This window comes from Staphylococcus pasteuri (assembly GCF_030547725.1).
GTDB classification, from domain to species: domain Bacteria; phylum Bacillota; class Bacilli; order Staphylococcales; family Staphylococcaceae; genus Staphylococcus; species Staphylococcus pasteuri.
On record NZ_JAUOQO010000204.1, the window covers coordinates 1 to 296 of the forward strand.

Annotated in this window: 1 protein-coding gene; it reads right to left on the minus strand. The window is 41.6% G+C overall.

Translation table 11 applies throughout. The annotated features are described in order from the left end of the window. On the minus strand, positions 1–296 hold a 296-nt coding region (locus Q4528_RS13405; protein ID WP_303522010.1), incomplete at both ends, for a hypothetical protein.

Below are 296 nucleotides of genomic sequence, written 5' to 3' on the forward strand. Positions count from 1 at the left end.
GTTTTAAACATGCCTCCCACCCCGGCACATTGCCATAATACGCGCTAATTGGTAAGCGTTTTAACTCGTCGCCTATCTCCGCAATCACTGAAGGGTAGCCTGATATTTCATACTCTTTCATTAAAGTATGGCTCGCTTCCAGTGCTTGATATAGCTTAGGTTCTGATAACTCAATACCAAAATCCCACTCATTTAAATCAAGAGCTAATGACATGGCAAGGTTTCTTAATGCAGCTATCTCATCTAACTTAGCACCGTTAACATAGTGAGCTTGTTGAATGGACTTAAGCATGACG